Here is a 20,143-nt window from a genome sequence, read left to right on the forward strand (position 1 = left end):
ACCATGTCAATCGAGATGGCGTCTGCCGAGATAGCATCGATGCTCTTGGCAGACGGGCGTCTGCCTACCGGCGGTCACGCGCACTCGTCGGGGTTGGAACCGGCACTGGCGGGCGGACTCCTGCAGAGTCAGGTCCCCGACTTCATTCGCGGTCGACTCGAAACAGTGGGACTTGTCGAGGCCGCTGCAACGGTGATCGCGCGCCGCTGGGCCGTAAGTGCCGGTGGTGCAGGCGAACTCGAGGAGATCTCAAGGGAACTGCTCGCTCGGACGCCCAGCGCACCGCTGCGTGAGGCGTCTATTCAGCTCGGACGTGGACTGGCCAGGCTGGCGTCGCGATTGTGGCCGCAGCACCCCGCGGTCCAGATGCTCATGGCGCTGCCTGGGCATCCGATGCGTCCGCTCGCGTTGGGAGTCTTCACGGCGATCTCCGGGATGGACGACCTACAGGCAGCCAGATCTTGTTTGTACGACGACGCTCAAACAGTGGCGTCGGCGGCACTGAAGCTACTGCCGGTGGATCCGGCAGAACCGGTCGAATGGTTGCTCCGAGCAGCCCCGACCATCGAAACCGTCGCCGCGGCTGCCGTAGCAGTCGAGGGCGTCACAGATATACCCGCAACAACAGGACCGTTGGTCGAACAATGGTCACTCGAACACCACGCTCGATCCAGGAGGATTTTCCGTGCTTGACAACCTGAACAACACCACCACTGCTGCAAGAGGTTTGAGGCTCGGAGTTGCCGGCCCCGTCGGCACAGGCAAAAGTACCCTCATCGCCACCATCTGCCGCGAGCTCGCGTCGGAGTACGAGATCGCGGTGGTCACCAACGACATCTACACCGACGAGGACGCGCGACTGTTGCGCGCGGCCAACGTACTTCCGATCGAGCGCATCGTCGCAGTCGAGACCGGCGCGTGCCCGCACACGGCCATCCGTGACGACGTGACGCCGAACCTCATTGCGGTCGAAGACCTCGAGCGTCAGTTCCATCCCCTCGACATGGTGATCGTGGAAAGCGGCGGTGACAATCTGACCGCCACGTTCAGCCCGGCACTGGTCGACGCCCAGATCTTCTGCATCGACGTCGCGGGCGGCGGAGACGTCGCACGCAAGGGTGGTCCCGGAATCGAGCGGGCAGATCTGTTGGTGGTCAACAAGATCGACCTGGCCCCGTACGTCGACGTCGACGCGGTCCAGATGGTGGCCGATGCCACGGCCGCGCGAGACGGACTTCCCGTGCTCGCGCTCAGCCAGAAGGATCACGCGACGATCGACCAGCTCAGTGCGTGGCTTCGCCAGGTCATCGCAGCTCACCGCGCGGGTAGTCACACCCCGCAGGATCCGGGCCCGATGGCGCCGCACTTCCATGCCGATGAAGAAGACCACGGACACGGTCACGGGCACAGCCACTCTCACGCTCACTGATGCGCACCGGAGCTACGCGGGTCGTCGTCGAGAGAGTGGGTGACACCGCTGTTGCGCGAGAGCTGATCTCGGGCGACTTCCTGGCCCCGCGGTTCGTCGACGCTCGCGGGCTCACCGTGCGAATTGCCTTGGTAGGGCACAGTGCAACGCTGCTGGCCGGCGACGACCTGCGTATCGAATTCGTAGTCGCTCCGGGTACGTGCCTCGAGGTGATCGAGCCGTCGGGGACCGTCGCGTACAACGCGCGTGGCGGCCGGGCGTCGTGGTCGGCTTCGGCGAGCGTCGGCGCCGGTGCGGCGCTGATCTGGCGCGCGGCACCGTTTGTCGTCGCGGGCGGCGCGGATGTGACCAGGCGCGTGGATATTTCACTGGAATCCGATGCGGTTGCGCTGCTCGACGAGATGATCGTGTTCGGCCGGACCGGCGAAACCGGCGGTGCCCTTCGCTCGGATCAGCGCATTACCGTCGACGGTGACGCGCTGCTCGTGGAAACACTCGACCTGCGTAGCGTGCCGGGCCGTTCGCTGCCGGGAATTCTCGGTGGCCATCGCGTGCTCGGTACGACCATGCTGTTGGGGATCAAGACTTCCGACGACGTCGAAGGGCACGTGACGCCGCTGGCGGGAGCAGGGATGCTGGCGCGGGCCGTCGCCGATCACGCACACGAGGCGAGCGCAGCGTTGGATCCGATGTGGTCGCAGTGGCGTGGGCGGGTTTCGCAGAAGTACACCGACTGATTCGCCCGACCGTCACACTTCGGGAGGCTGCGTCGTCCAGTATGTGACCAGGCCGAAGAGAGCCGGGCGCACGGGTTTGACGGAGGCATCATGCGAATTGTTGTTCTGGGCGGAACCGGCCAGATGGGAAAGCTGGTCGTCGAGCAGGCGAAAATCGGGGGCCATGACGTCGTAGCCGCCGCTCGATCGACGGGAGTCGACATCTCTACGGGTGCGGGGTTGGACGAAGCATTTGTCGGTGCCGACGTTGTCATCGACGTGAGTGATCACGTCACCAACAGTGCCAAGAAGGCGATCGAGTTCTTCGAGACGGCAGCGAAGAACATCGCCGCGGCCGAAGCCAGAGCAGGCGTTAAGCATCACGTGCTGCTCTCGATCGTGAACTGCGACGATCCGCAGTTGAAGTCCTTCGGGTACTACCAGGGAAAGGCCGCGCAGGAACGCGCGGTGGAAGCGTCGGGCATTCCCTTCACGATCCTGCGATCCACTCAGTGGTTCGAGTTCGGCGAGAAGACCATCGCGCTCTTCGGACTGGGGCCGGTCGCGATGGTTCCCCGGATGCGCTCCCAACCGATAGCGGCGAAGACCGTCGCCGAGGCTCTGGTGACATGCGCTCAGAACGGTCCGACCGGGAGGGCTCCAGATCTCGCCGGGCCTGAGGTCCTCGAGATCCCGGCCATGACGCGTGAGATTTTGAAATACCGTGGCCGGCGCAAGTGGCTGATCCCGATCTCGATGCCGGGAGCGGGTAAGGCGATGAAGGGTGGGGCGCTGCTGCCCGGGCCGGGATCCACAACTGCAGGACCCACGTTGAAGACCTGGTTGCACGAGAACTGAATAGGAAAGGCGGCCGCGCAAGTGCGCGGCCGCCTTTTACTCACGTGGACGGTTAGGTTCAGAGGTCCGGGTAGTTCAGAGATCCGGGTACGAGGTGAGGTTGTCGACCTTCTCGGTGGTTTCCGGCTCTTCGGGCAGCTTGCCGGTCACCAGGAAGATGACGCGTCGGCCGACCTCGACGGCGTGGTCGGCGAACCGCTCGTAGAAGCGGCCGAGCAGCGTGACGTCGACTGCGGCGGCAACGCCGTGCTTCCACTCGCGGTCCATGAGGACGGTGAAGAGGTGGCGGTGGAGGTCGTCCATCGCTTCGTCTTCTTCGCGCAGGCGGGCAGCGCGCTCGGGGTCGCGGGTCTCGAGGACGACCTTGGCGGCCGCACCGATGGAGACAGCGATGCGTCCCATCTCGGCGAAGTAGCCGTTGACCTCTTCGGGAAGCACGTGGTTGGGATGTCGGCGGCGCGCGATCTTCGCGACGTGCAGGGCGAGTGCACCCATGCGGTCGATGTCGGCGACGATCTGGATTCCACTGACCACCGAGCGCAGATCTCCGGCAACGGGAGCCTGCAGGGCGAGCAGCGCAAACGCGCGCTCCTCGCAAATGGTGCTGAGTTCGGTGATCTTGTCGTGTTCGCCGATTACTTGTTCTGCCAGGGACAGGTCTGCCTGGAGCAGGGACTGGGTGGCGCGCTCCATAGCGGCACCTGCCAGTCCTGCCATCTCGCCGAGCGTGTCTGCAAGCTCGGTCATCTGTTCGTTGTAAGCCACGCGCATGAGGTCAGAGCCTACGTGCCGTGAAAGACCAAGTCACAAGCACCAGGTGAACGCAAGGTGAATGAACGCGTGTCAGTCGCAGGTGGTGTCGCCTGCGTTGACGCTGGCGATGTCGGCGGGCAGAGCCGTCGAGGTGCTGGTGTCGACCGATGTCGGATTTGCCGCCAGGATGGTCCCCGGGTCCGCGGGGGCGACGACGGTGCCGGCGAAATTGCTTCCGACGACGACCTCGATCATGTCTCCCATGCTCGGAGCGAGAACGAGAACCGCACCGGGAATCGACGACGCGACAGTGACCGCTTCAGCCTCGTAACCTGCTGCGTAACGCACGACGGTGGTCGAGGCTTGAGCATTCGCCAGGCCGGTGGCTGCGCTGAAGTTGCCGACCGTGGAGATCTGGAAACCGTAGGCAGCGAGGCTGTCGGCGATCGTCGCGGCCTGCCCGGCGATTCCCGACGCGTTGGAGACGTCGACCGAGATGTTGTAGGCACTCATCGCTTCGACGGAAGTGGCGGCGGGCGGCGTGCTGGACGTAGGAGGGGTTGTCGTGGAACTGGTCGACGACGGTGTGGTGTCCTCGCGCTCTTCACCCGGAAGCGGTTCGTCGTCGATGATCGCCTGGAAGAGGGACTTGATCTCGTCGGTGCGAGGAATCTCGTTGCCCCAGTCGTTGGTGCCGTCCGTGGGGACCGTCAAGAACGTGACCGCGCCCGCGTCGACGTTCTGCAGCGAACGGCCGAGGGTGACCAGCGACTTCGTGTCGATGTTCTCGACGAACGTGTCGCTGGTGAAGGCGTTGATGAATCCGTTGAGCTTGCTCGGATTCAGGAGGACCTGGTTGGACAGGGCCGAGCGGAGCAGCGCCGACAGGAACTTCTGCTGACGGGTGATGCGTCCGTAGTCGCCGTTACCCTCGGCTTCGACGTGGCGCGCACGCACATAGTTGAGGGCGGTACGGCCGTCGAGCATCTGTGTTCCGCCGGATGCGAGGACGGTTCCGAGGATGCCGTCCTCGATCGGTCCGGGGGAGCAGACGTTCACGCCGCCGACGGTGTCGACCATGCGCTCGAAGCCGGCGAAGTCCATTCCGACGAAGTGCCCGATTTTCAGGCCGGACATCTTCTGGATGACCTTGACCAGGCACTTGGGACCACCGAGTGCGTACGTCGCATTGAGCTTGTCGCCGCTGGCTGCCGGGAAGGTTTCGCTGGTGTACTTGCCGGCGTCGTTGTCCCAACCCTGGCAGATCGGACGTTCGACGTCGAGGTCACGCGGGAAGGAGACGGCGACGACGCGGCTTCGGTCGGCGGGAATGTTCACCAGCATGACCGTGTCGGCTCGGGCGCCTTCGGCGTCTTCGACGGTTCCGGCGCCGATCTCACCGCTCGCGCCGGCGCGGGTATCGGTGCCGATGATCAAGTACGTCTCGTCGCCGAGCTGGCCCCCGGCGTCGATGATGTCGTCGGACTCGGTGTCGAGTGCCGCAATCTGATCGAAACCGCCTTCGACCGACCGCAGATAACCCCAGACGACGCCGGTCAACGCGAGAGACATGACGGCCAGGAACGCTACTGCCGATCGGCCGATCACTTTTGCGCGATGGCGGCGGCGAATCTTGCTTTGCGCCAGACGAGTAGCGCCGGTGTCACCGACTACCCGCGGCACTGCGGAGGTGACGGGATGTTCTTCGGTGATCCAGTCCGCAGCGGCAGGCGGGACGGTCGGACGCGCGGGAATCGGCCGGGCCGGGGGCGGCGCGGACGCTGATGGAGGTGGAGTCCTGGGTGGCGCGGATTTGGTCGGCGCTGCCTTGGGCGGCGCAGCCGGGGCAGGTGGCGGCTTCTTGTCGCCTACCCGACGGACCAACTCGGCGACCGAAACAGAGTCGTCGGTCGGAGGCGAATCCCGGCGGCCGGTCCGTCCACTGCTGCGACGCTCCGGGGGACTGGGTGGTTGCGGTGCTGGTCGCTGGGGTGTGGCAGGACGCTGGGGTGTGGCAGGACGCTGGGGAGCTGCCGGTTGGTCCGGGCGGGCGTTGCGGAACCGCTTGTCTGCGAGCGGACGTTCCCAGGGGGCGCGGCTCTCGGGCGGAGGTGGGCCCGAATCGTGATCATCACCCACCGATGCAACCTGTCCCGTCGTCGACTGTCAGTAACTCGTCATTCAGATGCCGGCGTCAACCGGTTGTCGACGAAGCTGGAGCCATATTACTGGTGAATCCTGAGTGCTTCACTCAGAAAGTGATGAGAGTAATCCGACGGCGTGTTCTCGCTAGCCACCGGAGTGCATCATGTCAGCCCCGACCGGCACAAGATCGTCCTCGGGATCGTCGAGCCAACCTTCCGGAAGTGCTACCTGACCGGGCGAGCCTTGGCGACCCCGCGGGCCTTCGGCGTCCTTGGGGAACGGGACGTCGTGATCGAGCTGTCCGAGCAGGTCGTCCAGTTCGGACAACGTGCTGACCAACGCCATCGAGACCCGCAGATCCGATCCGACCGGGAACCCACGCATGTACCAGGAGACGTGCTTGCGAAGTTCGCGCAAGCCCTTCATCTCACCGTGGTGTGCGGCGAGCAGCTGGGCGTGACGGGCGATGATCTTGGTGACTTCGCCGAGCGTCGGCGGCGTGGCGATCTGTTGTCCGTTGAGAGCTGCGCTGAGTTCCGCGAACAGCCATGGCCGTCCAAGGCAGCCACGTCCGACGACGACGCCGTCGCAGCCGGTCTCGTTCATCATCCGGGCAGCATCCGAAGCATCGAAGATGTCACCGTTGCCGAGGATCGGAACGTCGGTGACGTGTTCCTTGAGACGCGTGATCTCGTTCCAGTCAGCAGTGCCGGAGTAGCGCTGCGACGCGGTACGTGCGTGAAGTGCGACGGCAGCAGCGCCTTCAGCTGCGGCGATCCGGCCGGCGTCGAGGTGCGTGTGATGTTCGGGGTCGATGCCGACGCGCATCTTCACGGTGACCGGAATATCGGTGCCCTCGGTCGCGCGCACAGCGGCCGCGACGATCTGTCCGAACAGCCGACGCTTGTACGGCAGCGCGGAGCCACCGCCCTTGCGGGTCACCTTCGGGACGGGGCAGCCGAAGTTCATGTCGATGTGATCGGCCATGTTCTCGTCGACGATCATCTTCGCCGCGGCGTAGGTCGTATCCGGGTCGACTGTGTACAGCTGCAGCGACCGGGGCGTTTCGGTCGGGCCGAACGTGGTCATGTGCATCGTGGCCGGCTGGCGCTCGACGAGCGCGCGTGCCGTGACCATCTCGCAGACGTAGAGGCCGGACGTGCTGCCTGCACGTTCGAGTTCGAGTTCACGGCACAGCGTGCGGAAAGCGACGTTGGTGACGCCCGCCATGGGGGCGAGGACCACGGGGCTGTGCAGCTCGAGTGAACCGATACGTAGGGATGACATGTCTACCTCTGAACAAATACTTGTGACAATTGGAAGTGCCCGGTACCGAATCCGGTACCGGGCACAGAATAGCTGGTGAAACTAAGAAGCCTGCTGTTCGCGCTTGGCGGCTTCGCGTGCGAGCATGCGATCGCGCTGTTCCTCGAACTTCGTCGCGTTGGCGGCAAGGGTCTCGAGGAAGGTCGCCAACTCTTCGCGCGTGTTCTCGCCTTCGGCGCTGAAATCGTTGCGCTCGAAGATGTTCCACTTGCGCAAGACGGGCCAGACGACCTCGTCGAGGTGCTGGCGAAGGTCGTAGATGCCGTGCTTGGCCATGAGAGCGCCGTTACGACGGAAGTTCGGCATGCCCGCGCCCGGCATCTGGAAGTTCTGGACGATGTTCGCCACAGCCTTGAGAGCCTGATCGGGAGCAAGATCGAGCGCGGCGGCGCAGATGTTGCGGTAGAAGATCATGTGCAGGTTCTCATCAGCGGCGATGCGCTGAAGCATCTTGTCGGCAATCGGCTCGTCGCAAGCCTTGCCGGTGTTGCGGTGGCTGACGCGCGTCGCGAGTTCCTGGAAGGTCACGTAGGCGACCGAGTGCAGCAGGCCGGCGTCGCCCTCGTCGATGGGTGCGCTGTAACCGTTGGTCATGTGTTCCATGCGGAAGCGCTCGAGCTCGACGGGGTCGACTGCGCGAGTGACGACGAGGTAGTCACGCATCACGATGCCGTGACGGTTCTCCTCGGCGGTCCACCGGCCGACCCACGTTCCCCAGGCGCCGTCCTGCGAAAAGTTCTCGGCGATCTCGCGGTGGTACGAGGGCAGGTTGTCCTCGGTGAGCAGGTTGGTGATCATCGCGGCGCGAGCTACCTCGCCGAGCTGTGACTGCTCGAGACTCCAGTCTTCGCCGCCCATGGCTGCGAAGTTACGACCCTCGTCCCACGGAACGTAGTCGTGTGGATGCCATTCCTTGGCCATGGAGATGTGGCGGTTGACGTTCTCCTCGGCAACCGGCTGCAGCTCTTGTAGCAGCTCCAGCTGCGTCAGAATCCTCGTCATTTCTTGCCTCCATGTTGAGTGAATGCGCGACTTCGCCCCAGCCTACGGCACCGTAGGTTTGAAAAGAATGGCATGAAAATTGCTCCCCTCGAGGGATGTTACCGATCCGTAGTTATCCGGGGGCACTTTCACTACCAAGTCGTTCTTTCGACGTAGTCGCGGAACGTCCGGGCGGGATCGGACAGCTCGCGGGTCTTCGACCAGATCAGCCCTATTTTTCGCTGTGCTCCTTCGATCGGTACGTAGACGACTCCTTCGGCCCAGATCGGTGGATCCTGCACCGGCATGACCGAGACACCGAAGGACGCGGAGACCAGTCCGCCGACCGTTGCCAGCTCGCTGCTCTCGAAGACGAAATTCGGCGTGAATCCTGCGGCCGCGCACAGTTCATCGAGAATTCTTCGCATCCCGAAGTTCGGATGCATACCGATGAACGGTTCGTCGGCCGCGTCCGCAAGCTCGACCGAATGCAACTTCGCAAAGCGATGATCAGCCGGAACAGCCAATGCCAGTGACTGCTGGGCGATCTGCATCCATGCCACCTGCGGATCACGCGGCTGCGGCGAGACGACGGCCAGGTCGGACGTGCCGGCGGCAATTCTGTCGACCAGGAACTGCGCACTGTCCTGATGCAGTTCGAATCGCACTCCGGGATGCTCGACGCGGTATCCGCGCAGCATGTGCGGCACCAACCAGGTGCCGAACGAGTGGAGGAAGTCGAGCCGGACCGTGCCGCTTTCGGGGCTCGCCAGCGACTGGATTTCGCTCTGCGCCGCGTCGAGTGAGTGAAGAGCGGTGCGAACGTGTCGGTAGAGGATCTCGCCGTACCGGTTCAGTTCGAGCCGGCGTCCCTGACGGTCGAAGAGCGTCACTCCGATCTGTCGTTCGAGGCGTGCGAGTTTGCGCGAGAGCGTCGGCTGCGACAGGTGAGTCAGATCCGCGGTAGCGGTCACCTGTTGGGTTTCGGCGAGAACGACAAACCATTCGAGGTCTTCGGTCAGCATCACGAACCCAATCTATATACCTATGACGCATATAGAACTCCAAGTTTATGCATTTTCTTTTGTCGAAGCGCGGCGGGAGGATTCTTACCGGAGGTAAGTGATGCCTGGAGGTATGTGGTGACTGTCGAGAATGTGATCGAATCCGGAGTGGTGCCGCTTCGCCGCGGAACATCGGGGTATCGCACGGTGACCGTTGCGCTGTTCGCGGCCGGGCTGTCGACTTTCATCTCGATGTACGCGGCACAGGCATTGCTGCCTGCGTTCGCCGAAGGCTTCGACGTCTCGCCCGCGGTGTCTGCACTTTCGGTCTCGGCGACGACGGGCATGTTGGCGTTGGCGATCATTCCGGCCAGTGCGCTCTCCGAGCGGTTCGGTCGCACACGGGTGATGATCGCGTCGGCGTCGGCATCCTGTGTGATCGGTTTGCTTCTGCCGCTCAGTCCGACGATCGAGGTTCTGCTGATCGGACGCGCGGCGCAAGGCTTGGCTCTGGCGGGGGTCCCGGCGGTGGCGATGGCCTATCTGGCCGAGGAGGTCGATCGCAAGGACCTCGGTGCAGCGATGGGAAGGTACGTAGCCGGCACGACGATCGGTGGGCTGATCGGACGGCTGGTTCCGTCGGCCGTCGTCGATTTCAGTACGTGGCGCTGGGCATTGGTGACTGCGGCCTTGCTGTCAGCGTTGTTCGCGCTCAACATGATCCGGAAGCTTCCCGCGTCGAAGTTCTTTCGCCCGCAGCCGGTGTCGGTGCGTGCGATCGCATCGAATCTACGACGCCACCTTGCGAACCCGTCGCTGCGCACGCTTTTCGCCTTGGGGTTCATCCTCATGGGCGGATTCGTCTCGATCTACAACTTCCTCGGGTTTCGGCTCACGGCAGCTCCTTTCGGACTTCCTGAAGCACTTGTCGGCCTGGTCTTTCTCTTCTACCTCGCCGGAACTTTCACCTCAGCGGTAGCCGGCGGGGCCTCGGACCGGCTGGGTAGGCGCAGTGTTCTGCTCGGCTCGGTTGTTGTCATCGGTATCGGTCTGGCACTGACCGTTCCGGACAATCTGGCGTTGACTCTCGTGGGGATGCTGCTCTTCACCGGAGGATTCTTCGCGGCACATTCGGTGGCCAGCGGTTGGGTGGGGCTGATCGCGACCGATCACCGGGCCGAGGCGTCGGCGTTGTATCTGTTTGCCTATTACGCGGGTTCGTCCGTGGCGGGCGCCCTCGCTGGTCTCGCGTACGCGGGCGGCGGTTGGGGTGGGGTCAGTGCCTTTGTGGGCGCGCTGCTGTTGGTTGCGTTTGCATTGTCGCTGAGGATGTTTCGATCTTCGACGGTCGAATGACAGAGCACTGCGGCGACCCCGAACGGGATCGCCGCAGTGCGAATCTGTCGAGCGTCTTACTTCTTGCCGCCGCCGAGGAGGCCGCCGAGCAGGTCTCCGAGGCCGCCGCCACCGGATCCACCCAGGATGCCGCCGAGTGCGCCGCCGATGCCGCCGCCGGAATTGCCGCCGCCGCCGAGAATTCCGCCGAGGAGATCCCCGAGCCCGCCGCCACCGGAGGCCTGAGTCTGCGCGCCGGCACCGCCACCGGTGAACTGCTTGGCGAGGTAGGCCAGGACGATGGGAGCGAGGATCGGCAGCAACTGCTTCACCAGATCGTTTCCACCGCCGCCACCGACACCGCCCAGTGCGCTGGCGACCTGATCGGTGTTGCCGCCGAAGATGTTCGAGACGATCTTCTGACCGTCAGCGGTGTCGACTTTGCTGATGTCGACGCCGTCGTCGAGAAGGCTGGTGTCAGCGTGCGACTGCAGCGCACTTTCGAGTGAGGCTGCGCCTGCGGGATCCTGAGCGTTGGCGCCGAGGCCACCGACGAGGGTCGGAAGTGCAGTCTTGACCGCCGATTCGGCAGTTGCCTGGTCCACGCCGAGTTGCTGCGCGATCTGGTCGATGGGGATCTGGGATAGAAGGTCGTCAAGCGATGCCATTGATGCCCTACCTCTTCTGGGGTACTACTCGTCAGTACCCGGCTGTTGCAGACACTAGTGAATGTCGGCGTCGACGGTAACCCTCCGGTTGCCGAGCGGTCAGGCTCGGGTCTTCTCGCGGGGGACCAGACACGCTAGGAGAGCGAGAATCAGTCCGCCGGCCGTCAAGATGAATCCTGTCTGATTTGTCAGGATCGTGGAGTAGTTTTCCCTGATGACATTGTCGAATTGATCGTTCACTCGGTAGTAGAACGTGCCCAGAGTTCCCAATCCCACGATGATTCCGATCCACGCTGAAATACGAGAACCGAACAAAGCGGCGATCAGAATCAAAACGGCTGCAGCGAGCAGAAGTATCGCCATCGAACGGTAGAAGGTCACGGACTGATCGCCGAGTTGCTCGATTGCCCACCCGGCCGGAAAACCGTCCCGCAGGTCCTCGAGGCGAACGTTGTTGGGTTTGACCCCGGCCAGTACGTACATGAACGAGCCGACGGCAACGGCGATTCCACAAATGAGCAGAACCAGATGAACTAACGTGCGCATGCCACTCTCCCTGTGTTCGGAGTTCGGTAACGCGGTCGTCGCCGAGCCTAGCGGTGTCGCGGGTGTCAAGCGCGGTATCGAGCGTGCAGAATCGTCTCCATGCCCGACAACATGCGTCGACTCGAAGAGATCTCGTTGTCCCTGCCGGAGGCGGAGCGCGTCGACATCGAAGCGTGGGACGGCCACCCGACCTTCCGGGTCCGCGGCAAGAACTTCGTGTTCTGCAACGTCGAAGCCACCTCCTTGACCGTCAAGTTGAGCAAGGAGGAAGCCGAAGCGGTAGTGGCCACCGAACCAGGCGCAAGCGCTGCCGGCTACGGTCTCGGTCGTCACGGGTGGGTTGCGCTCGACATCGGCACCGACGTTTCCGAGGAGAAATGGTCGCAACTGGAGGAGTGGATCTACACCTCGTTCACCCTCGTTGCTCCGAAGCGGCTTGCCCGGATCGTTCTCGATGCGGATGAGGAACGCCCGTAACGGATAGATTCGTCAGTACAGACGCCGACTAGACGAGGATTTGTCATGACGACACCGGAAACTTCACCGGCCACCGCAAAACCGGGTATGCCGCCGTGGGCGAAGAAGGCCATCGGGATCGCAGTGATGGCGGTGGTCCTGGTCATCGCTTACTTCATCCTTGCCGCCTTCCTTCCGCGTTGGTGGGCGCAGCGAATTGCGTCGTTGGCGAACGGCAGCTTCAGCGCCGGAATCGCGTGGGGACTGCTGTTCGGTCTCGTCTGCACCCTGGTCCCGCTCATCTTCTTCCGGGCGGTCTGGCAGGTGCGCAAGCGCAAGCATGCTCGAATCATGCAGATCACGGCTCTCGCGTTGGGTGTGATCTTCGCGCTGCCGAATCTGCTCTCTCTGACAGTTGTTCTCGGCAACAACAATGCAGCGCATGCGGGCGAGCGGATCCTCGACGTCGACGGCCCCGGTTTCCGCGGAGCCTCCGTTGTCGGTGCAGTCCTGGGCGTTGCGTTGTTCCTGGGTCTTGTCGCGCTCGGCTACATGTACAAAAAGCGTGGCAAGGATCTCGACAAGATGCGCGGTGAGCTCAAGCAACACGAGCCGCAGAGTAAGGGCGAGGCTCCAGCCCCGGAAATCTGAGTCAGCTCTTCGACCGAGTGCTCAGGCCGACACCGACTCCGACGGTTCCCGCCGCCACCAGTCCGGCGAGCGGGACCGCCCAGTGTCCGGCAAATGTGCAGCCGAGAACCAGGATTGCGCTCACCGGTAGAACAGCCTGCTCGATCCTGTCACGCTTGAAGTGTCGTGAGTGCATGAGCCACACGAAGATCAGGAACATCGCGGCGGGGATCGTGACCGCGGCAGATGCTGCGAACGTCGAAATGTGCGCCTCGCCAACTGCTTCCTCGACGGCTACTTCGATGCCGGCGCCGATGGCCGCAGCGGATCCGAATACGAAGTAGTGCCCGTATCCCCACAACAGGACGGCGCGATTGCCCTGGTCTGCGAGGTACTCGTGGATCGGGACGGCGAAGTAGATCCACAACGCGGAGAACACGATCAGAACTCCGCCGACAGCAATCGGAATCAGTAGGTCGGCGGCGTCGAAATCACGAATGCCGGATTGGACCGCGATGGTGGCGGCAGCAATGGTTTCGCCGAGCATGATGATGGTGAAGAGGCCGTAGCGTTCGGCGATGTGTTGCGGGTGCCACGGCGTCTGGTGGTTGCGCTCGGCGATTGCCGGCACCGCGAGTTCGGCGATCATGAGAACGAAGAAGCCGGGAATCCACGCAGACGCCGGCATCAGGAGCAGCACGATCCAGCCGGCCTGGACGATCACGAGCCCAGCGGCATATTGCAAAGCAGTGGTTCGCGCTGCACCGGATTCACCGCTGGCGGCTCGAAGCCATTGGCAGGTGAGCGCAATTCGCATGATGAGGTAGCCGACGATGGCCGTCGTACGGTCGGTTCCGTCGAACGCATCGGGGATTCCGGCGGCGAAGACGAGCACGCCACAAATCTGTACGAAGGTCGCGATCCGGTAGGGGACGTCGTCCGTGTCGTAGGCAGACGCGAACCAGGTGAAGTTCACCCACGCCCACCACAGCGCGAAGAAGACGAACATATAACCGGCGATGCCGTCGACGTAGTGGCCCTCGGCAACAGCATGCACCAGTTGAACTCCGGCCTGTGCGGCCGCAACCACGAAACACAGGTCGAAGAACAGTTCGAGTGGCGTCGATGCGCGATGGTTCTCGTCGCGGCTGCGTGCGCGCATCCGGATGATCGGCATAACGGCCCGGCCGTGGCCCGCGCCTGTACTGGTGTGTTCTGTCATCGTCCCCACCTTGCTCCGACGTCTAGTGCAGGAGCGCAGTCTAGGGCGAATTCCGTCGGGTCGACGAATGAGACATTTCGCCCCTCACCACACGAGAACGGGTTTGATGACGCGCCCCGACGCTTGATCTTCGACGGCTTTGTTGATGTCGGCGAATGCGTAGCGCGTCACCAAGCGGTCGATCGGAAATCGGCCACCAGTGAAGAGTTCGACGAGTTCGGGGATGAACGTCGAGACTTCCGACTCTCCTTCGATGCATCCTCGAATTGTCTTTCCGCTCAGCATGATGTCGGCCATGTTCACCTCGACCGTGGATGCTCCGAGTCCGACTACTGCCAGTGTTCCCCGTGCTCGAAGTGATGTGACGGCTTGATTGATCACGGAGCCGATTCCGGTGGTGTCGAGGGAATGTGTCGAACCTCCGTCGGTGGCGGCGCGGACCGCGTCGAGCGCATCTTCATTCGAGGGATCGACAGTGACGGCGCCGAATTCCTCGGCGAGTTCGCGCGGCTGCGCAACGGGGTCCACGGCGACCAGGGTGGAAACGCCGGCAGCCCTCGCCGCCAGCAGCGCTGCGAGTCCGACGCTGCCTGCCCCGAAAACGGCAAACGTCGAGTCGGGCTCGGGGCGAAGTAGATTCAGCACGGCACCCGCGCCGGTTTGAAACCCGCAGCCGAGCGGAGCCGCGACGGTCAGGTCCACCGCAGGATCGACGACGACGGTGTTGTCGGCAGAGGCGATGACGTATTCCGCGAAGCTGGACTGGCCGAAGAATGCGGACCGTATCGGAGTTCCGTTTCGCCGGACCGGCGTCGAGCCGTCGGTGCGTGCGCCAGAGCTGTTGAGCCCGTATGAGCTTTCGCAGTACGCCCGATGGCCGCTGAGGCATTGCCTGCAGACACCGCAACTGCGGTAGCTCAGCAATACGTGATCACCAGCCGCGATGTTGTCGATCGACGAGCCAACGGCTTGCACCACGCCGGCGCCTTCGTGTCCGAACACGCAGGGCCCGAGCTTTTCCGGTAGCACCGTCTTCGTGAACAGATCCGTGTGGCACAGGCCTGTCGCGACGATGCGAACCAGGATCTCGTCTGCGCGGGGTTCGTCGATCTCGACGGTGTCGAGTGTGAAGGGGGAGTGCGGGCCGTGTGAGAGCGCCGCTGTCATCTGCATGGCGGACGTCGAATTCTGTTCGGCGCGAATCACGCTCGCTCGAGCAGGAAGTAGTAGTGCTGTCCGCCGTCGAGAACCAACGCCGATTTTCCGTTCATGATGCCCATGAGCGTCGAATCGTCGACTTTCTTGAAATGGTCGAAGATCGGCGCGCCGTCGTAGACCATCGTCGCCGTGACTTCGCCACGAAACTCGATGTTCCACAGACTTGCCTCGCCATTGCCGCTCTTGACGTCGGAGTAGAGGTTGCCGTCTTCGTCTCGGCAGATCAATGGCTTTGCATCCTCGACGGAATTGAAAGTCTTGCCGTACCAGCGGCTCGCGAACAGCTTTTCGTGCAGACGATGACCGGTGGCGAAGTCGTCACCCTTCCATTCGCCGAGGATTTCTTCGGCGGCGACGGTTTCCAGTGCGGCCCACACTTCGTCGAGTTCTGCTGGTGAAACACCACTTTCCGATCCACGGAGCCGGGTGAATGCGGTTCGAGCGTCATCGAGATTCATGTCTCTCCTTGCGTCGGCGGGTGAGTTGGCCGAAGTTCGCGAACCAAATTGTTCGTCAACTCTGCACGCTACGCCGAACCGGATGGTTCGGCAACGGTCGATTCGTTCTAGGCTGTGAACATGCGCTCAGCAGGGGAAGCCACGAGAGACCGCATTCTGGCGGCCGCAAAGGACGAATTTGCGACGTACGGCCTGGCCGGCGCGCGGATCAATCGGATCGCCGCGCAAGCGCGTGCCAGCAAGGACCGTCTCTACGCGTACTTCGCGAGCAAGGAAGAGTTGTTTTCTGCCGTCACTGAGCAATGGACGTCCGAAACCACAGCGGAGACAGCACTACGAGGTGATGATCTGCCGGGGTATGCAGGTCGACTCTTCGACAACTACGTCGCGCATCCCGAGAACGCTCGATTGCAGCAATGGGCGGATCTCGAAGCACCGGACGTCATGAGCGAGGACGACATACGAAGCAAGACGTTCCGGCCGAAGGTAGCCGAGATTCGCAAAGGTCAACTCGAGGGACACATCGACCCCGAGTGGAATCCCGCGGAGTTGATTCTGTTGATCACCGACATCGCCCGGATGTTCGCGCTCAAGTCGTCCCGTCCCGTCGCTCAGCGTCGCGAGGCTGCGGTCGGGGCGGTTCAGCGGTTGATCGCGACGTGACGAACCGGATGTGCAACGTGATCAATGGCCAACGCCGCGTTCCCTTGTGCTCTCGCACGAGGGGACGCGGCGTTGAATTCCAGTTCGGAGCGGGTCAGAGCTTGACCGACGGCTGACCGCTCCTGATACGACTTACCTCGGATCGAGCGAATTCGACTCGGCCGGTGGTGGTTCCGTGGGAGTCTGCCAGGGCGTCGGCGAGGTCTGCCGCGGCTTCGAGGACGTATTCGGCGCGTTTACGGGCCGCGTGTCCGCCTGCAGATTTGCGGAAAGCCCTGCGTGCCTTGTGGTCGCCGCACAGAGCGACGAATTCTTCGTCCGTGATGACACCACGGTCGACTTCCGGTGCCAGGATGTCGCTCAGGAACTGGCGTTCACGTGGAACCGTCATTCGAAACACGCGGACCACGAGGGTCAATGCAGCGGCGACCATGACAAAGAAGAGCGGAAAGAGGAGTGCATTCTTGCCTTGTGTCAAGGCACCGGCGGAATCCCACAGGCCGTGGAGCAGCATCGCGGTCGCCATCAGCGCGAGTCCGCGCCCCACACGACGCGGTTCCGCCGGCCGTCCCAGTAGATAGACGAGTCCGGCACCGAAGATCGCACTGTACAGAGTGTGTGCGGCCACTCCGAATACCATGCGGAGGATGATCGTCGGCATCGCAGCGCCGACCGGATCGGCTCCGAACTGCGACGCGGCCGAGTTCAAGGCGTACAGAACGTCTTCGAAGATCTGGAAGCCGAGTCCGATGAAGGCGCCGAGGATGAATCCGTCGAATGCGGTGCGCACCAATCGAGATGCCAGTGCGATGAGCAGGAGCAACCCGATGCCCTTGGCGATTTCTTCGGTGAACGGAGCTGTCAGGCCGGGGCCCCAGTCCGATGCCCACGCCTGTCCGAATGTCTTGGCGTACAAGGACAAGATGGCGTCGTTGGCGTTTGCGGCCATCACCCATGTAGCGGCGAAGCTGCCCCACAGGAACGCAACGACGATCAGTTTGACCGGTTGGCGCGCGTACCTGTCGATGTGCTGCGTGAACCACCAGAAGATGGCGCCGTACACACCGAACAGCACCAGCGAAAGCGCGATGGCTTCTCCGTAAGCGCCGGCGGACGACGACAGCAGCGAGAAGAATTTGAAGGCGCCGCTCACCACCAAAGCGAGGTAAACCCAGAAAGCGGCGTTGCGCGGCTGGTAGAACGTGAACGACCTACCCCAACCGGAGTTCTCGATCGCACCGGCGCGGGTGAGGAGATCGTTTGCGGGTTGTGTTGTGGGAGTGCTCATCAGGAACCCTCTCCGGCTCGGTGGCTGATGCTCACGATCATGTGAGCAATGTCGTCCGTGATGGTCGGAGCCACATCGCTCGGCCCGGTGGAGACAACTTCGATGCCTTTTCCGTCGACGACAAATGCTGCGATCACGCCGTCGGCAGTCGAGTTCGAGTAGCTGGTGATGACACCACGAATGCCGCTCGCCGTGGTGATCGAGGAAGAGTCGCCGCTGACGCGCAAAGACTCTGCTGTTGCCAGGGCGTCCGAGGTCTTCTTGATCTGTTCGAGTAGAGCGTTCGCGTCACCGGCGAAGGGTGCCGTATAGACGGTGAACAGTGCACCGCTGTTCACCAGAGTTGCGCGCTGCGGGAACGAACCGGAGACGGGAGCATCAGTTTCGCGGACCCCGTCTGTGATTCCCCAGCCGACGGCGGGAACGAAGGTGATGCCGTCTTTGAGTTCCATGACATCCCCGGCCACGACTTCGTCGTCGTAGGCGACAGAGTTGTTGACGGCCGGGATGAGGATGCTCATGACTATCGCAACGGCCAGCACAATCGCTGCCGGGATGATGGTCACTCGGTCCAGGCCGAACCATCTACGGTCGACGGGAACCCAGCGATCCTCGGGTTCGAATGGCGTCCGCGGCGGGTCGTCCCGCACTGTGGTTTCCGTTTCGGTCATGTTTGCCCGGGCTTTCGTGAGTGCTTGGTAAGGCGTTCGCGGGCCGCAGTATCCGATTTGTACTGCACGCCGTTTGTGCTGGGTCGACAGCGAATCTGAGGAGTGCGCCTCAGGGGGTAAAAGTACCAAACAGAACGATTCAGGCAGGACGTGAACCTGGACATCGCTTTGGGGGATTTTCGAAAGGCGCCGGCCCCGGCGTCTGCACGATGTTTACGTGATTCTCAGTATTGGTGCGTAGCTTGGTCGTTGGCTCGTTGACGCCCTCGGGATGTTGACGTGCCGCCCAAACTTTTGTTGTCGACTGTTCAGATACTGGTGAGCTAAAGGATCGCGGCCGGCCACCCGTACTGAATATCGTCGACACTCAGCGTGTTCCTTCGGCGCGCGCACCTGTTCAGTATCTGGAGTGGAACCGTGTCTCAGTGGCCGTGCCAATGAAGATCTCGAAGAAGGTAGCCCTGGTGCTGGTGGCTGCATTCGCGTTGACGTTGGGTTCGGGGGAAGTCGGAACCGCCCGCGCAGACACGTCTGTCCGGGTGAGTGTGGCCGGTCATGTTGTGAGCGCCGGACACTTCGAGCAAGTGCGGCGCCCCAACCGGTGTGTGAAGGCTGGGCCGGGGAAGTCGAAACCGAGCGAGCAGAAGTCCACGAATCGCAGTGGGCGTCGAGGTAGCGGGGGATGCTTCTGACGGTGGTTGCGAAGTTCCGCAATCAGCCGTCCTGAATCTGTAACACGTTCTAATCTTGCGTAATGGACGTGACCTATGAGGGGACCAAACGCCAAGTCGCTACCGACAAGGGGACTTTGCGCTTTCACGAGGCGGGCGATGGTCCGCCGTTGATCCTGTTGCACGGCTCAGGGATCGGTGTGAGTGGTTGGCGGAACTATCGGGGGAACCTTGAGGTATTCGCGAAGCATTTCCACTGCTACATCCTCGAGTTCCCGGGTTTCGGCGTGAGCGATCCCGTCGACGGCCATCCGGTGATCACGGCAGCGTCGTCGGTGATCCGATTCATGGACGCGCTGGGAATCGAATCGGCTGCGATGATCGGCAATTCGATGGGTGGGGTAGTCGGCGTCAACGTCGCGATGAGGTTCCCGGAGCGTGTCTGCAGGCTGGTCACCATCGGTGGCGTCGGCCCGAACATCTTCAGTCAGAATCCAAGTGAAGGTACCCGTCTCCTGCAGGACTTCGCCGACGCTCCCAGCCGTGAGAAGTTGGTTCGATGGCTCGAATGCATGGTGTACGACAAGACTGTCGTCACCGAGGCGCGGATCGAGGAACGATGGGAAACGGCCAACGATCCGGCCTCGCACCAGGCATTGACCGCGATGTACGGATCCAAAGCCTTTGCCGCTCAGCAGCAGATGATGTCCAACTCGGATGTGCCGCCGTACTGGTCGATGATGCACAAGGTGCAATGCCCGACCTTGCTGACATGGGGGCTCGACGACAGGCAGTGTCCACCGGACATGCCGATGATTCCGATGCGACTGATTCCGAACGCCGAACTGCATGTATTCCCGAACTGCGGGCACTGGGTGATGATCGAAGCCAAGGAGGCATTCGAGCGCGTGAGCGTCGAGTTCCTGCTTCGATGACCTGCTGATGCATTGATGTGGCACGAATTGATGTGGCATGAACGCACAAGACCCGGCGCCTCTGAATGAGGCGCCGGGTCTGTGTTTGTGCCCCCAGTAGGACTCGAACCTACGACCTGCGGATTAAAAGTCCGTAGCTCTACCAACTGAGCTATAGGGGCGCGGCGCAG

General features: G+C 62.7%; 22 protein-coding genes and 1 tRNA gene. 10 read left to right on the plus strand and 13 right to left on the minus strand.

What is annotated here, in order from left to right:
• Positions 1-3 precede the first annotated feature (3 nt).
• The 4 genes from CPI83_RS06240 (at position 4) to CPI83_RS06255 (ending at position 3,003) form a co-directional block, all read left to right on the plus strand.
• Positions 4-693: an urease accessory UreF family protein gene (locus CPI83_RS06240; protein ID WP_024487292.1), complete on the plus strand. Its 690-nt coding sequence runs from the start codon at positions 4-6 to the stop codon at positions 691-693.
• Positions 686-1,429, plus strand: a complete 744-nt coding sequence (gene ureG, locus CPI83_RS06245) for an urease accessory protein UreG (RefSeq protein WP_020908922.1) — start codon at positions 686-688, stop codon at positions 1,427-1,429. Before CPI83_RS06240 ends, ureG begins: the two co-directional genes overlap by 8 nt.
• Positions 1,429-2,166 (plus strand): urease accessory protein UreD, encoded by a 738-nt coding sequence (locus tag CPI83_RS06250; protein ID WP_232816872.1) that lies wholly within the window; start codon positions 1,429-1,431, stop codon positions 2,164-2,166. Before ureG ends, CPI83_RS06250 begins: the two co-directional genes overlap by 1 nt.
• 90 nt (positions 2,167-2,256) lie before the next feature.
• Positions 2,257-3,003, plus strand: a complete 747-nt coding sequence (locus CPI83_RS06255; protein ID WP_097386951.1) for an SDR family oxidoreductase — start codon at positions 2,257-2,259, stop codon at positions 3,001-3,003.
• A gap of 75 nt (positions 3,004-3,078) precedes the next feature.
• Here the strand turns inward: CPI83_RS06255 and phoU are convergent, their stop codons facing one another.
• The 5 genes from phoU to CPI83_RS06280 form a co-directional block, all read right to left on the minus strand.
• Positions 3,079-3,774 carry a phosphate signaling complex protein PhoU gene (phoU, locus tag CPI83_RS06260; protein ID WP_003940130.1) on the minus strand — a complete coding sequence of 232 codons (696 nt, stop codon included), beginning with the start codon at positions 3,772-3,774 and terminating at the stop codon, positions 3,079-3,081.
• Positions 3,775-3,846: 72 nt separating this feature from the next.
• A complete protein-coding gene (locus tag CPI83_RS06265) occupies positions 3,847-5,895 on the minus strand; it encodes an LCP family protein (RefSeq protein ID WP_232816873.1) in 2,049 nt (682 codons plus the stop codon).
• Positions 5,896-6,045: 150 nt separating this feature from the next.
• On the minus strand, positions 6,046-7,188 hold the full coding sequence (gene dusB / locus CPI83_RS06270) for a tRNA dihydrouridine synthase DusB (protein WP_003939756.1): 1,143 nt from the start codon (positions 7,186-7,188) through the stop codon (positions 6,046-6,048).
• An 81-nt stretch (positions 7,189-7,269) separates the two neighbouring features.
• Positions 7,270-8,229, minus strand: a complete 960-nt coding sequence (locus tag CPI83_RS06275; protein ID WP_080909530.1) for an acyl-ACP desaturase — start codon at positions 8,227-8,229, stop codon at positions 7,270-7,272.
• Positions 8,230-8,360: 131 nt separating this feature from the next.
• Entirely contained in the window at positions 8,361-9,236 is an 876-nt protein-coding gene (locus tag CPI83_RS06280; RefSeq protein WP_097386952.1) for a LysR family transcriptional regulator, read from the minus strand.
• A gap of 114 nt (positions 9,237-9,350) precedes the next feature.
• Here CPI83_RS06280 and CPI83_RS06285 point away from each other — a divergent pair, with 114 nt between their 5' ends.
• Positions 9,351-10,568, plus strand: a complete 1,218-nt coding sequence (locus CPI83_RS06285; RefSeq protein ID WP_097386953.1) for an MFS transporter — start codon at positions 9,351-9,353, stop codon at positions 10,566-10,568.
• Positions 10,569-10,624: 56 nt separating this feature from the next.
• On the opposite strand, the gene CPI83_RS06290 is transcribed toward CPI83_RS06285, so the two are convergent.
• Entirely contained in the window at positions 10,625-11,215 is a 591-nt protein-coding gene (locus tag CPI83_RS06290) for a DUF937 domain-containing protein (RefSeq protein WP_003940105.1), read from the minus strand.
• Between the two features lie 99 nt (positions 11,216-11,314).
• Positions 11,315-11,761: a hypothetical protein gene (locus CPI83_RS06295; RefSeq protein ID WP_020970602.1), complete on the minus strand. Its 447-nt coding sequence runs from the start codon at positions 11,759-11,761 to the stop codon at positions 11,315-11,317.
• Between the two features lie 99 nt (positions 11,762-11,860).
• On the opposite strand from CPI83_RS06295, the gene CPI83_RS06300 reads away from it, so the two are divergent.
• Both CPI83_RS06300 and CPI83_RS06305 read left to right on the plus strand, forming a co-directional pair.
• Positions 11,861-12,238 (plus strand): MmcQ/YjbR family DNA-binding protein, encoded by a 378-nt coding sequence (locus tag CPI83_RS06300; RefSeq protein WP_007733864.1) that lies wholly within the window; start codon positions 11,861-11,863, stop codon positions 12,236-12,238.
• A gap of 45 nt (positions 12,239-12,283) precedes the next feature.
• Positions 12,284-12,868 carry a hypothetical protein gene (locus tag CPI83_RS06305; protein ID WP_003940111.1) on the plus strand — a complete coding sequence of 195 codons (585 nt, stop codon included), beginning with the start codon at positions 12,284-12,286 and terminating at the stop codon, positions 12,866-12,868.
• 1 nt (position 12,869) lies between these two features.
• Here CPI83_RS06305 and CPI83_RS06310 read toward each other — a convergent pair whose 3' ends face one another.
• The 3 genes from CPI83_RS06310 to CPI83_RS06320 all read right to left on the minus strand — a co-directional run bounded on the left by CPI83_RS06310 (position 12,870) and on the right by CPI83_RS06320 (position 15,745).
• Entirely contained in the window at positions 12,870-14,069 is a 1,200-nt protein-coding gene (locus CPI83_RS06310) for a low temperature requirement protein A (RefSeq protein ID WP_097386954.1), read from the minus strand.
• 84 nt (positions 14,070-14,153) lie between these two features.
• Positions 14,154-15,242 carry an NAD(P)-dependent alcohol dehydrogenase gene (locus CPI83_RS06315; protein ID WP_198586361.1) on the minus strand — a complete coding sequence of 363 codons (1,089 nt, stop codon included), beginning with the start codon at positions 15,240-15,242 and terminating at the stop codon, positions 14,154-14,156.
• Positions 15,243-15,271: 29 nt separating this feature from the next.
• A complete protein-coding gene (locus CPI83_RS06320; protein WP_019745072.1) occupies positions 15,272-15,745 on the minus strand; it encodes a DUF4334 domain-containing protein in 474 nt (157 codons plus the stop codon).
• A gap of 120 nt (positions 15,746-15,865) precedes the next feature.
• Here CPI83_RS06320 and CPI83_RS06325 point away from each other — a divergent pair, with 120 nt between their 5' ends.
• A complete protein-coding gene (locus CPI83_RS06325; RefSeq protein WP_029256113.1) occupies positions 15,866-16,408 on the plus strand; it encodes a TetR family transcriptional regulator in 543 nt (180 codons plus the stop codon).
• 94 nt (positions 16,409-16,502) lie between these two features.
• On the opposite strand, the gene CPI83_RS06330 is transcribed toward CPI83_RS06325, so the two are convergent.
• The gene (locus CPI83_RS06330) at positions 16,503-17,696 is read right to left on the minus strand and encodes a PrsW family intramembrane metalloprotease (protein WP_097386956.1); all 1,194 of its coding nucleotides are present in this window, start codon (positions 17,694-17,696) and stop codon (positions 16,503-16,505) included.
• Positions 17,696-18,367 carry a hypothetical protein gene (locus CPI83_RS06335; protein ID WP_019745069.1) on the minus strand — a complete coding sequence of 224 codons (672 nt, stop codon included), beginning with the start codon at positions 18,365-18,367 and terminating at the stop codon, positions 17,696-17,698. The genes CPI83_RS06330 and CPI83_RS06335 overlap by 1 nt, the downstream gene beginning before the upstream one ends.
• 425 nt (positions 18,368-18,792) lie before the next feature.
• On the opposite strand from CPI83_RS06335, the gene CPI83_RS30705 reads away from it, so the two are divergent.
• Positions 18,793-19,059, plus strand: coding sequence for a hypothetical protein (locus CPI83_RS30705; RefSeq protein WP_134771706.1), 267 nt, complete (start codon positions 18,793-18,795; stop codon positions 19,057-19,059).
• A 62-nt stretch (positions 19,060-19,121) separates the two neighbouring features.
• Positions 19,122-19,973, plus strand: coding sequence for an alpha/beta fold hydrolase (locus CPI83_RS06340; RefSeq protein ID WP_097386957.1), 852 nt, complete (start codon positions 19,122-19,124; stop codon positions 19,971-19,973).
• 88 nt (positions 19,974-20,061) lie between these two features.
• On the opposite strand, the gene CPI83_RS06345 is transcribed toward CPI83_RS06340, so the two are convergent.
• Positions 20,062-20,134 (minus strand) — tRNA-Lys (locus tag CPI83_RS06345).
• Positions 20,135-20,143 lie beyond the last annotated feature (9 nt).

Origin of the sequence: Rhodococcus sp. H-CA8f (assembly GCF_002501585.1) — a bacterium.
Classification (GTDB): Bacteria; Actinomycetota; Actinomycetes; order Mycobacteriales; family Mycobacteriaceae; genus Rhodococcus_F; species Rhodococcus_F erythropolis.

Bases quoted from the DNA above. Each gene is read 5' to 3' on its own strand.
- CPI83_RS06340 (WP_097386957.1), top strand. From the start codon at position 19,122: ATGGACGTGACCTATGAGGGGACCAAACGCCAAGTCGCTACCGACAAG.
- CPI83_RS06335 (WP_019745069.1), bottom strand. From the start codon at position 18,367: ATGACCGAAACGGAAACCACAGTGCGGGACGACCCGCCGCGGACGCCA.
- CPI83_RS06240 (WP_024487292.1), top strand. From the start codon at position 4: ATGTCAATCGAGATGGCGTCTGCCGAGATAGCATCGATGCTCTTGGCA.
- CPI83_RS06320 (WP_019745072.1), bottom strand. From the start codon at position 15,745: ATGAATCTCGATGACGCTCGAACCGCATTCACCCGGCTCCGTGGATCG.
- CPI83_RS06315 (WP_198586361.1), bottom strand. From the start codon at position 15,242: ATGCAGATGACAGCGGCGCTCTCACACGGCCCGCACTCCCCCTTCACA.
- CPI83_RS06295 (WP_020970602.1), bottom strand. From the start codon at position 11,761: ATGCGCACGTTAGTTCATCTGGTTCTGCTCATTTGTGGAATCGCCGTT.
- CPI83_RS06255 (WP_097386951.1), top strand. From the start codon at position 2,257: ATGCGAATTGTTGTTCTGGGCGGAACCGGCCAGATGGGAAAGCTGGTC.
- CPI83_RS06325 (WP_029256113.1), top strand. From the start codon at position 15,866: ATGCGCTCAGCAGGGGAAGCCACGAGAGACCGCATTCTGGCGGCCGCA.
- CPI83_RS06330 (WP_097386956.1), bottom strand. From the start codon at position 17,696: ATGAGCACTCCCACAACACAACCCGCAAACGATCTCCTCACCCGCGCC.
- CPI83_RS06290 (WP_003940105.1), bottom strand. From the start codon at position 11,215: ATGGCATCGCTTGACGACCTTCTATCCCAGATCCCCATCGACCAGATC.
- dusB (WP_003939756.1), bottom strand. From the start codon at position 7,188: ATGTCATCCCTACGTATCGGTTCACTCGAGCTGCACAGCCCCGTGGTC.
- CPI83_RS06305 (WP_003940111.1), top strand. From the start codon at position 12,284: ATGACGACACCGGAAACTTCACCGGCCACCGCAAAACCGGGTATGCCG.
- CPI83_RS06250 (WP_232816872.1), top strand. From the start codon at position 1,429: ATGCGCACCGGAGCTACGCGGGTCGTCGTCGAGAGAGTGGGTGACACC.
- phoU (WP_003940130.1), bottom strand. From the start codon at position 3,774: ATGCGCGTGGCTTACAACGAACAGATGACCGAGCTTGCAGACACGCTC.
- CPI83_RS06275 (WP_080909530.1), bottom strand. From the start codon at position 8,229: ATGACGAGGATTCTGACGCAGCTGGAGCTGCTACAAGAGCTGCAGCCG.
- CPI83_RS06300 (WP_007733864.1), top strand. From the start codon at position 11,861: ATGCCCGACAACATGCGTCGACTCGAAGAGATCTCGTTGTCCCTGCCG.
- CPI83_RS06310 (WP_097386954.1), bottom strand. From the start codon at position 14,069: ATGACAGAACACACCAGTACAGGCGCGGGCCACGGCCGGGCCGTTATG.